The organism is Pedobacter changchengzhani, assembly GCF_004354365.1.
In the GTDB taxonomy this organism is placed as follows: domain Bacteria; phylum Bacteroidota; class Bacteroidia; order Sphingobacteriales; family Sphingobacteriaceae; genus Pedobacter; species Pedobacter changchengzhani.
Genome location: NZ_SJCY01000005.1, coordinates 218,692 through 230,805, shown reverse-complemented (window position 1 = coordinate 230,805; position 12,114 = coordinate 218,692). Strand labels below are relative to the sequence as shown.

4 protein-coding genes and 1 pseudogene are annotated in these 12,114 nt (G+C 35.2%); 2 read left to right on the top strand and 3 right to left on the bottom strand.

Annotated features, from left to right (window positions below; genetic code table 11):
- From EZJ43_RS09815 to EZJ43_RS09805, 3 genes and pseudogenes are all read right to left on the bottom strand, one after another.
- Positions 1–197 (bottom strand): annotated as a pseudogene (locus tag EZJ43_RS09815) (IS256 family transposase); the annotation flags it as partial.
- 184 nt (positions 198–381) lie between these two features.
- Positions 382–3,276: a DNA gyrase/topoisomerase IV subunit A gene (locus EZJ43_RS09810; RefSeq protein ID WP_133262535.1), complete on the bottom strand. Its 2,895-nt coding sequence runs from the start codon at positions 3,274–3,276 to the stop codon at positions 382–384.
- Between the two features lie 704 nt (positions 3,277–3,980).
- Positions 3,981–4,466 carry a cytidine deaminase gene (locus EZJ43_RS09805; RefSeq protein ID WP_133262534.1) on the bottom strand — a complete coding sequence of 162 codons (486 nt, stop codon included), beginning with the start codon at positions 4,464–4,466 and terminating at the stop codon, positions 3,981–3,983.
- A gap of 380 nt (positions 4,467–4,846) precedes the next feature.
- Between EZJ43_RS09805 and EZJ43_RS09800 the strand changes: the two genes are divergently transcribed.
- Together EZJ43_RS09800 and tamL are read left to right on the top strand one after the other, a co-directional pair.
- Positions 4,847–9,838 carry a translocation/assembly module TamB domain-containing protein gene (locus EZJ43_RS09800; RefSeq protein ID WP_133262533.1) on the top strand — a complete coding sequence of 1,664 codons (4,992 nt, stop codon included), beginning with the start codon at positions 4,847–4,849 and terminating at the stop codon, positions 9,836–9,838.
- Positions 9,822–12,113, top strand: coding sequence for a translocation and assembly module lipoprotein TamL (gene tamL / locus EZJ43_RS09795; RefSeq protein ID WP_133262532.1), 2,292 nt, complete (start codon positions 9,822–9,824; stop codon positions 12,111–12,113). The genes EZJ43_RS09800 and tamL overlap by 17 nt, the downstream gene beginning before the upstream one ends.
- Position 12,114 lies beyond the last annotated feature (1 nt).

Genomic DNA, 12,114 nt, shown 5'->3' with positions numbered 1-12,114 from the left:
TTCTTTCTGTTTGCAAAACCATTGAGCTTACTCTCAGATAAGTGATGGTTCAATTCCCCAGCCATCATAGACTCTAAAAAATGCTTCATCATAGGTGCCAAAACACCATCACTTCCAGTCATCTTTTTGCCGGAACTTAGCCCAGCCATTGCTTCGTTTTTGAAGCTCTCAAAATCAAAATCTTCTCCTGTTCTCATCGCTAATTGTGTTTAAAGGTTTAACGCTTTGACACAGTTCGTGGTACATACTCGGAGCATGATATCAATTATGCTTGTTAATTAGTCATCGGATGAATATTATTGCTGTGCTTATATTCATCTGATGACTCCAAGAAGTATGTGCGTAACGTATATTAGTCATTGGATGACTTTGAAATAAAAACTAAAACAATCCTAACTGCCCTTTATCATCAATTTCTATATCATCAGGGTTGGTAATTTCAAGATTAATTTTTTTAGCTGGTTTCACTTGTTCTTCCTTAATAACATCGTTTTCTTTTGCAGGCACGATTTTAGGCTCAGCTGGGGTATCTTCTTCAATTATTTTATCTTCCGAAATCGAATTTAAACGCACCTTTTCCGTATTTTTTAATCTTTCTACTTGGGGTTTGCTAACAGCTGCAGATGGTTTTTCTTCAACTTCTGGCTTCTCTAATTTTTCCGATGGATTTTCGTCTAAAACATCCTCAACCTCAGCCTGAATCTCGCCCTCAACCTCAACCTCAACCTCAACCTCAACCTCAGCCTCAACCTCAACCTCAGCCTCAATCTCGCTCTCACTCTCTGGCTCTTCTAAAACCACTTTCTTCACATCATGTGGCGATAATCGGTTGCCGTTTGCTTTTATACCTTTAACATCAATTAACTCTGATATTACTAAATCTAAGGTCTCTGCGATTTGGGTTTTGCCTTTTAAAACATCAACAATAACCTTTGCTTCGGCATTTGCTGTTAAATATAATAATTTAGATTTTGGCTCTTCACTGATAAAAATCACTTTCCTACCGTTCGACTGAAGCTCAAAAACGAACCGCTTTACGAAGTAATTCTGCGCTTTCCCATCAAAATGAACCGCAGCAAAAACTTTTTCTGCATCAAACTTCTGTATCGAAATTAAACCATCATCAAAGTGGTTGCTTAACTCGAAAGAGCTTAACTCGTAGAAACCGTCTTTATGCACTTGCAAAATCCTGTCATCGCCATCAAATTCGCCTAAATATTTTCCTCTACCATCAACATTTAACCGTTTTAGTAAATCATCATACCATATTTTTAATCCCGATAAGGTAGAAACGCCTTTACTTTTAAGGATAATTTTCTTAACAGGAAATTTAGAAATAATATTTCCCTGAGAACCACGACCTTTAATTGCAACTTCAGCAAAATCATGGTCGAACTGCAACTTACGGAGTTTAGAATGTGGCTTTAGCGCAATGCTTATAATTTCAGCTTCGCCATTTGGATTAGCTGTAAAATATAAAACTTTAGAGCCCTTAGTTCCCTTTGTTAAATCGTATTCTTTATCGCGTGTAACACCAACTACGGCGAAACGTTTTATATAAGCCGTTCCTGTTGATCCATCTTTGTAAACCATATTATAAATGGTCCGTTCATCACCCTTTTTAAAAACCTGTGCATGTATAATTCCTTTGCCAACGAACGTTTTATCAGCTACTTTGGTTATGATGCATTTTCCATCCTCGCGGAAAACAATCACCTCATCAATATCCGAGCAATCGGCAATAAATAAATCTTTCTTTAAGCCTGTACCAATAAAACCATCATCGGTATTCATGTACAACTTTACATTTGCTAAAGCTACTTTTGATGCTTCTACACGATCGAATAAACGGATCTCAGTTTTACGTTCTCTGCCTTTACCGTATTTATCTTTAAGCCTTTGATACCACGCAATAGAATAATCGTTAAGGTGCTTCAAATGATTTTTAACCACTTTTATTTCATCTTCCAGATTTTTCATTTGCTCGTCAGCCTTTTTCACATCGAAACGTGTAATGCTGCTCATTGGTTTATCAATGAGCTTTTTAAAATCTTCGGGCAGTATTTCGCGGTAAAGCGAAGGTTTAAATGGCTGGAATAAACGATGTAGAACTTCTACTACGGCATCAAAATTGGTAGAATTTTCATATTCGGGGTTTTTGTACATCCCTTCTTGAATGAAAATTTTGAGCAACGAACTAAAGAAAATTTTCTCTTGTAATTCGTGCAAACGAATTTCGAGTTCTTTTTTTAATAACCGTTTAGTGTGTTTAGTATTTTCAATCAAGATATCGTTTACACTTAAAAAGTGTGGCTTATCATCTTGAATAATACATGTATTTGGAGAAATGGAGACTTCGCAGGCCGTAAACGCATAAAGTGCATCAATGGTTACATCAGGCGAAATGCCTGGCGCCAAATGCACAATAATTTCTACATTGGCAGCGGTACTGTCTTCAATTTTTTTAATTTTTATTTTGCCCTTGTCGTTGGCCGCTAAAATACTGTCGATAATAGAACTGGTTGTTGTGCTATACGGCACTTCAGTAATCACCAAAGTTTTCTTATCTTTTTCGGTAATTTTTGCCCTTACCCGTATCTTACCCCCTCTTTGTCCTTCGTTATAGTTTGTAAAATCGGCCATACCTCCCGTAAAGAAATCGGGCATTATATTAGGACGAATACCGTTAAGCACATCAATCGATGCATCAATAAGCTCGATAAAGTTGTGCGGCATTACTTTCGTTGCCAAGCCTACGGCAATACCTTCTGCACCTTGCGCAAGTAATAAAGGAAACTTAACAGGAAGTGTGATGGGCTCGTTATTCCTTCCATCGTAACTCAATTGCCATTCTGTAGTATCGGCATTGAAAACTACTTCATTGGCAAATTTTGATAGCCGAGCCTCGATATAACGAGGTGCAGCAGCACTATCGCCGGTGATTGGGTCGCCCCAGTTGCCCTGCATATCAATTAACAAATCCTTTTGCCCTATTTGTACCATTGCATCGCCAATTGATGCATCACCGTGTGGGTGATATTTCATGGTATTGCCGATTACATTCGCAGCTTTGTTGAAACGTCCATCGTCCATTTCTTTTAGCGAGTGCATAATGCGGCGCTGAACGGGTTTTAATCCATCATGAATATGCGGAACAGCACGATCTAGAATTACATAAGAAGCATAATCGAGGAACCAATTTTCATATAAACCATTAATTGGGGTGATGGTATGCTTTTGTTCTCCGTTTATATTTTGGTCTAATTCTTCACTCATTTATCTACAAAAATTGGCAGCTGTAAATATAACAAAAATGATTTTAGTGTATGAGGTTAGGTTATTCACATTTGGTTTTTTAGTTTTTTGGTTGGTTTGTTTTTTAGTTAGTCCGAAAGGAATGCATTAAGCTTAAGATTTTTGACTGACTGGTTCGGCGAGCAGAATACTCATAACTCATAACTAAAAAACCACCTCCAAAAAAGAATATATTTCGTTTTTTGGTTTGCCAAAATGAGTGCATAACGAATTGGTTTTTGACTTGTTGGTTCGGCGAGCAGAATACTCATCACTCATAAATCAGCACTCATAACTAAAAAACCATCTCCAAAAAAGAATATATTTCGCTTTTTTGGTTTACCAAAATGAGTGCATAACGAATTGTTTTTTGACTTGTTGGTTCGGCGAGCAGAGTACTCATCACTCATAACTCATCACTCATAACTAAAAAACCATCTCCAAAAGAGAATATATTTCGTTTTTTGGTTTGCCAAAATGAGTGCATAACGAATTGGTTTTTGACTTGTTGGTTCGGCGAGCAGAATACTCATCACTCATAAATCAGCACTCATAACTAAAAAACCATCTCCAAAAAAGAATATATTTCGTTTTTTGGTTTGCCAAAATGAGTGCATAACGAATTGTTTTTTGACTTGTTGGTTTGGCGAGCAGAATACTCATCTCTCATCACTCATCACTCATAACTAACCCAACCCGTCTTCAACAAATGCGAATGGGATTAAACTTTTAACCGTATTTACCTTTAAAACTTCGCCATTTAAACAATAAAAAAGCACGGCAATTGGTTTATTTTGCCTCCTCTCAAACTCCACCATCACTTGCAAACAACCACCGCAAGAAGTAATTGGCTTTAAAATTTCAAATTCGCTGGTTTGAGCAGTAACAGCCATACTTTCTATCACGGCGTTTGGATAAGTAGCGCCTATTGTGAACAAAGCCACACGTTCTGCACATAAACCCGATGGATACGCTAAATTTTCTTGATTACTGCCTAAAATAACTTCACCACTCGCCAACTGAATAGCGGTACCTACCTTAAACTTTGAATAAGGCGAATGAGAACTCGACAAAGCCTGCTCAGATTGTTTGCAAAGTAAATGATCGCTCTCGTTTAGTTCTTTGATATCGGCATACCGCTCAAAGCTTATATTTAAATCTACTAAATTCATTCCTAAATGTTTTATAACCCACCAATACTAATTTTTTTAGTGGGCGTACAATGTAGTTTATTTTTTCTATTAAAACGATTCACTGCAATTTTTTTAAAAAAAATATTATATAAAATTGTTATGTTAACATGGCCAATCGTTGCTGTTGAATATTTATTTTCAGAATGGCCATTTATTGTGTTTCCAGCGATTTAAAATGTTATTCGGTTAGAAATCGTCTACCCGAAAAACAAATTCATACCAACTAAATATCAAAACAATTAAATTTTCAAAAAATTTGAACAATTTGGACTTTTTTTTGTATTATTTAGTAAGTTGAAATTCTGCCTATCTTAGCAGCATAATTTTAGTTCCTACAAAACCATCAAATTCATTTAGCTTTGAATAAATACGTACGTAAAAGTTTAAAAATAATACTTTGGATAGTTGCGACTATCATTATATTGATAGTTGCTGTCGCACTATCTTTAAATATTCCTGCTGTACAAAATTTTGTAAAGGATAAAGCCATAAACTATCTTAAAAACAAAACAAAAACAGAAGTTAGCCTAGAAAGCATCAAAATTGCGTTGCCTAAAGATGTAGTTTTGAATAAGTTCTACATCGCCGACCAAAAAGGAGATACCTTGCTGTATGCAGAAAAATTAGCGGTTGATATTAACTTATTCAAACTGCTGAAAAATACTGTTGAAATCAATAACATTGAACTAAAAACTATCCGTGCGAACGTGAAGCGCATCAATCCCGATACAACATTCAATTTCTCATTTTTGGTTGATGCATTTATGAGCGACCAGAAAAAACCTCAAGATAAAGTAGATAAAGACAGCACCTCGGCGTTAAAATTTTCTATTGATAAAGCTTCGTTTGAGGATATTAGCATAAATTACCATGATGATGTGGCTGGTAATGATGTGAAATTATATTTGGGAGAATTTAAAACCAAAATAAAAGATTTCGACCTAGCCAATCAGCATTATGTAATCAAAAATTTAACTTTAAAAAATACTTCCCTAGCTTATTTACAACAAAAACCGCTAACGGAATTGGTGCAGAACATAAAAAATTCGGTTGATAGTACTCAGAAAAAGGATGGTAAACTTCCATTAATCGAAGTAGAAAATTTTGCTTTCGCCAATGTAAAAGTTAATTATAACGATGAGCTTTCTACCACCAAAGCCATTGCCGATATAAATGATTTAGGCTTTGTTAACTTAAAAGTAGATTTAACCAATAGCAAATACACTGCTGATGATGCTAAACTGAACAAATCGAATATCCTTTTTGCGTTTAAGCCTGCTCCATCAAACGATTTAAAAAAGGTTAAAGATACAGTACTTGCCAAAAAATCGCCTTTGGCGTTAATGATTAAAAATATCAGCTTTAACGATAATATTGTACAATTTGATAATTTAGGGGCGAAACCAGCGCCAAAAGGAATAGACTTTAATCACTTAAAAATAAACGGACTAAGTTTGGGCGCTACAGATTTAACGTATAGTGCTGCCGGAATTAAAGCAAACGTCAAAAACGGTTCGTTGAAAGATAAAAGTGGCTTTATTTTAACGGACTTAAAAGGAAATGCAATTTATAATAATAGGCAGATTAAGCTGACCAACTTCGTTTTAAAAACACCAAATACCAGTATTGAGAATGCAACCGAATTGAATTTCACATCCATGGATGATTTAACAAAACATCCTGAAAGAGTGAAACTGAGCTTGAATTTTAAAAACACAACCATCGGACTTAAAGATGCTGGGTTTTTTAGCGATGCCATTCCGGTTGCTTACCGAAACGAAACCGTAAAATTAAATGCCGATGTTAATGGTTATTTGAACAATCTAAACATTCCTCGTTTGCAAATTATTGGCTTAAAAAATACGCAGATTGATATTAGTGGTACTGCAAAGGGTTTACCTGATATCAAAAAAACATTTCTCGATTTAAACATCAAAAAACTTCATGTAACAAAAGCTGATATTTTGGTTGTGGTTCCGAAAAAATCGTTACCGCCAACTATTGAGTTGCCAAATGTAATTGATGCAAAAGGTAATTTTAAAGGTTCGATGAGTGATTTTAACACCAACCTAAAAATTCAAACAGATATGGGTGGCGCAGATTTGATAGCGAGTTTAAACGGACCGAAAGGTAACGAACGTTATAAAGCAAACGTTAACCTAATCAATTTTAATGTTGGCAAGCTTTTAAAAATGCAAGATAAACTTGGAAGAGTTTCGGCAAAAGCCGATGTTGTTGGCTCGGGCTTAGACCCTAAAAAGATTAATGCAAAGTTTAACGCTAAAGTATTGAGTGCATACTACAATAAATATACTTATCGTAATTTGCTAGTTGCTGGTAATTACGCCAATCAAAATATCAACATTAAAAGCAGCATGCCCGATAAAAATGCAAATTTTGTTTTGGATGCTAAAGTAAACTTGGCTGGCAAATATCCGTCAGTTAAGGCAAATCTAAATTTAAAAGAAGTTAACCTTCAGGCTTTAAATTTTAGTCCTACGGTTTTAAGTGCCGCTGGCGTAATAAAAGTTAATTTAACCACTGCCAACCCTGATTATTTAAACGGTACGATTGATGCAACTAGCTTACAAATTGTAAAAGATCAACAACGAATTATTGTAGATACCATTTCAATTAAAGCAAAATCTACGGCAACTTCTAACGAGTTAACCTTAAAATCGGAAGTGCTTTCTGCTAAGATAGATGGAAAATATCAACTCACTAAAGTTGGCAGTGCCATTATCAATCAAATAAATAAATATTATACTTTTGGTACGGTAACTAAAATTCCCGACCAGCGGTTTAGATTTTTTGTGCAGATTTATGATTCAAAATTGCTAAAAAACTTTGTGCCACAATTAACAACTTTTAAATCATCGCAGTTTTATGGTTTGATTGATACGCAAAAAGACAGCTTAAAAATTCGCGCAAACTTTCCGCAGATAGTTTATGGTACTTTTAAATTAGACAGTACTAAACTTAATGTAAATAACGATAATGGGAAATTAGATTATGCTTTAAACTTAAAAAGCATTCAAAGTCCTTCTATACAGTTATATAATTCAGAAATAAGTGGAGATGCAGCAAACAATAATTTAGGCGTTAATATTTTTCTTCGCGACAGCAAATTAAAAGATAAATATACAATTGGTGGAAACTTTAAATCCATTAACAAAGATTTTCGTTTTAATCTCGATCCACAGAAATTGTTATTAAATTACCAGAAATGGATGGTTTCGCCTGATAATTACATCCAATTTGGTAAATCTGGAATTGCTGTTAATCAGTTTCAAATCAGCAATTCTGGTCAATCTTTATCTATTAACAGCAATCCGGTTGTACCAAACGCACCATTAAAGGTTGAGTTTAAAGATTTTCAACTGGAAACACTTACTAAATTTGCCGAAACAGATACTACCCTTGTTGGTGGCAGATTAAATGGAACTGCCAATGTGAAAGATTTAGCTAGCAATCCAAAATTTGAAGCTAACCTTACTGTTGATCAGCTTCGCTACCAGAAAGACCAATTGGGTACCATGCGTTTAACGGTTAACAACAATACCACAAATGCTTTTGAAATAAATATGGCGCTTACGGGTGTGCATGAAATTAGAGCGAATGGATTTTATTATACTAAACCCGAGAGTGCGTTAGATTTGAAGGTAAACATCGATAAAATAGACCTTAAAAACATCGAAAGCGTATCGGCAGGGCAATTGCGAAATGGAACAGGAACGCTAAGTGGAGCACTTACAGTTAAAGGCGCACTAACTGCCCCAAAAATTTTAGGCGATTTAACGTTTAACAACGCAGGTATAAATGTTGCTTATGTAAATTCATATTTCCGTTTGCCAAAAGAAACCATCACATTCGATAACGATGGCATTGGCTTTAATAATTTTACGCTGATCGATTCGTTGAATCAGAAAGCTACAATAGACGGTAAAGTTTACACAACCGATTACAAAAATTACAAATTTGGTTTGGATATTGCTATGAAGAATTTTAGAGCAATCAACTCTACATCCGACGATAATGAACTAATTTACGGTACGGTGTTTATTACAAGTAACATCAAAGTTCGAGGTGATTTAAATCGCCCGGATGTAAATATGAACCTTAAAATTGATAAGGGAACAAAATTTTTCTTTGCCATACCAGAAAATGATCCATCCATAATCGATCAAAAAGGCATTGTACAATTTATTGATGCCGATGCGCCACCGTTTAACGGCAAAAAAGCGTTAAATGTTGACAGTTTGACTAAATCGCCAATTAAAGGATTAAACTTAGTAGCTAAAGTGGTTATAGATCCAGAAGCCGAACTTAATGTGGTTGTAGATCCATCAAATGGAGATGCGCTAAAAGTTAAAGGCGATGCGAATTTGAATGCCACTATGGATCAAAGTGGGAAAATAAGCTTAACAGGACGATATGAAATAATTGACGGATCTTATAATTTATCCGTTGGCCCGCTTGGCAAAAAAGAATTTAAAATTGTTAAGGGAAGTACTATAATTTGGACAGGCGAGCCCACTACCGCAAATGTAAATTTAACGGCAGTTTATGAGGTTAACGCCGCGCCTATCGATTTACTCAACGATCCAAGTTACGCACAAGCCAAAACTAAATTGCCATTTCAGGTTTATTTAATGATGACAGGTGAACTTCTGAAACCAATTATATCATTCAGATTAGATTTACCCGAAAATGAACGCGGTGCTTTGGGTGGCGTGGTTTACACAAAATTGTTGAATGTTAACAGAGATGAAAGCGAGCTGAATAAACAAGTTTTTGCTTTGTTGGCCTTGAATAGATTTATTGCAAACAATCCTTTCCAAAGTTTAGTAGGTGGTGGCGGAGGCGTTTCAACGCTTGCACGATCTAGTGTGAGTAAGCTTTTAACTGAACAGCTAAATAATTTGGCTTCAGATTTAATTCAAGGTGTTGATATTAACTTTGGCGTAAATTCATCAGAAGATTATTCGTCGGGTGCATTGCAACAAAAAACCGATTTGGAAGTAGGCTTATCGAAAAAATTACTGAACGATCGTTTAACCGTTACCGTTGGTAGTTCGTTTGGGCTAGAAGGCGCAAAAACAGGCGACCAAAACTCATCAAACATTGCGGGTAATGTTAATGTAGAATATGCACTTTCTGCAGATGGCAGGTACCGCTTACGTGCGTACAGACGTAACCAAACAGAAGGAATTGTTGAAGGACAAATTATTGAAACAGGAATTGGCTTTACGCTTGTGGTTGATTACAATAAGTTTAAGCAAATTTTTGAAAGTAGAAAAAAGAGAATTAAAAAAATGAATCAAAAAGTAGAAGATGAAAAAACTAATTAGACCGAGCTTATTTATAATGGTCTGCTTAGTTTGGGCAGGCTGTAGTACAACAAGAAATCTTAAACCCGGACAGTTTCTGTACACCGGCGCGGATATCATTATTAATCCAGATTCTTCTACTAGAATTGCAAACCAAAAAGATGTAAAAAAAGATTTGGAGGCAAAAACCAGACCGCGTCCAAATACTTCTATATTGGGGATTAAGTACAAGCTACTGATTTACAATTTAGCTGGCGAGCCAAAAAAACCAAAAGGTTTTAGAAGTTGGTTGAGAAGAAAAGGCGAACCACCGGTATTATTAAAAGAGGTAAAAATAAAGTTTAACAACGATGTTTTAACAAGTTACTTAATTAGTAGTGGTTATTTACAAAGTACTGTTACTGGCGATACCGTTACAAAAGGAAAAAAAGGCAAGGCGATTTATACTGTAAATACCGGCGTTAGGTATAAAATAAACAAAGTTACTTTCCCCGCAGATACTGGCACTTTAACTAAAATTATTAATGAAAACAAAGCCAATACTTTGTTAAAAGTTGGTAATTTTTACGATTTAGATACCTATAAGAATGAACGCGTTAGGATTGACAATGACTTAAAAGAGAAAGGCTTTTTTTATTTTAGTCCGGATTATTTGATTTTACAAGTTGATAGTACCATCGGTAAAAACATGGTAAATATCACACTGAAAGTAAAAGACATTGCGCCAGACGCCGCCTTAAAGCCTTACACCATTAAAGATATTAACATTTATCCAAATTACACGTTAAGGAGAGATAGTTTATTGAGACAATTAAAACCGTTGGATTACAATGATTTTAAAATTTACGACAATAAAAATACTTTTAAACCCAAGCTTTTCGATCGACTGGTGTTTTTTCAAAAAGGAGAACTCTATAACCGTAAAGACCATAATCAATCTTTAAACCGTATGGTTAATATTGGTGCTTTTCAAGATGTTAGAGCAGAATTTCTGCCATTAGATAGTTTTAGGAACAACGAACTAAATTTAAACATTTACTTAACACCACTCAAAAAAAACTCATTAACTTTTTCAGTACTCGGAACCAGCAAATCAAATAATTTTGTAGGCTCGGAAGTTAAAATTACGCAAACCACAAGAAATTTATTTAGAGGTGCTGAGCAATTAGACATCAGTGCTAGTGGCGGTTTCGAAACACAGACAAAAGGAACATCAAAAGGAAAAAACACATTGTCGCTTACCGGAGAGGCTAAATTAACTTTTCCTCAATTTATTATACCTTTTTATAAACCTAATGTAACAAATGCTTTTATACCGAAAACTATAGCATCTCTTTCTTATCAAATGCTTAATAGAGGATCGGAGTATACGCTCAATGCTTTTAAGGCTGAGTTCGGTTATAACTTCAAAGAGAATCTGCATAAAGAACATAATTTCAACCCAATATCTGTAAATTATGTTGCCACGAGTTTTCCTAGTGATACTACAAAGACTCGTATTTTGGTCACAAATCCATTATTAAGAACCACGTTAGATAACCAATTCATCATTGGTAGCAATTACAATTTTACGTTTACGAATCAAATGGATCAAGCACGTAGAAATACCACTTACTTTTTTGGTGGTTTAGAAACTGGTGGTAATGTTTGGGGTTTATTTGTACCAACGGATGGCAACGGCAAAAAATCGTTATTTAAAACGCCATTAACTCAATTTATTAGAGCAGAAGCCGATTTACGTGATTACTATAAAATTACCCGCAATGTAACTTGGGCAAATAGATTTAACGTGGGTTACGGTTATGCTTATGGCAATAGTACCTCCCTCCCATTTGTTAAACAGTTTTTTGCTGGCGGAAGTAATGACATTAGAGCATTTCCAGCTAGATCGTTAGGTCCTGGAACTTACAGAGTACCAAGTAATGCAATCTTTGCAGATCAAGGTGGCGATGTTAAAATTATGTTGAACACCGAATTAAGGTTTAAAATTGTAAGTATTCTTTACGGTGCTTTGTTTGTTGATGCAGGAAATATATGGTTAAGAAAAGAAGATCCCTTGAGACCTGGGTCAGAATTTAAAGTTAAAAATATAATCGATCAATTAGCAGTTGGTACTGGTGCAGGATTACGCGTTGATGCGAAAATATTTGTAGTCCGTTTGGATGCTGCGATACCAATTAGAAAACCTTACAATCCTAAAGGTGAACGATTGGTAATTGATAAAATTAACTTCGGGGATAAAGTGTACAGACAGGAAAATATAATTTATAATATTGGTATAGGATATCCTTTTTAAT

Coding starts and splice junctions, on each gene's coding strand:
- EZJ43_RS09810 (WP_133262535.1), bottom strand. CDS start 3,276: ATGAGTGAAGAATTAGACCAAAATATAAACGGAGAACAAAAGCATACC.
- EZJ43_RS09805 (WP_133262534.1), bottom strand. CDS start 4,466: ATGAATTTAGTAGATTTAAATATAAGCTTTGAGCGGTATGCCGATATC.
- tamL (WP_133262532.1), top strand. CDS start 9,822: ATGAAAAAACTAATTAGACCGAGCTTATTTATAATGGTCTGCTTAGTT.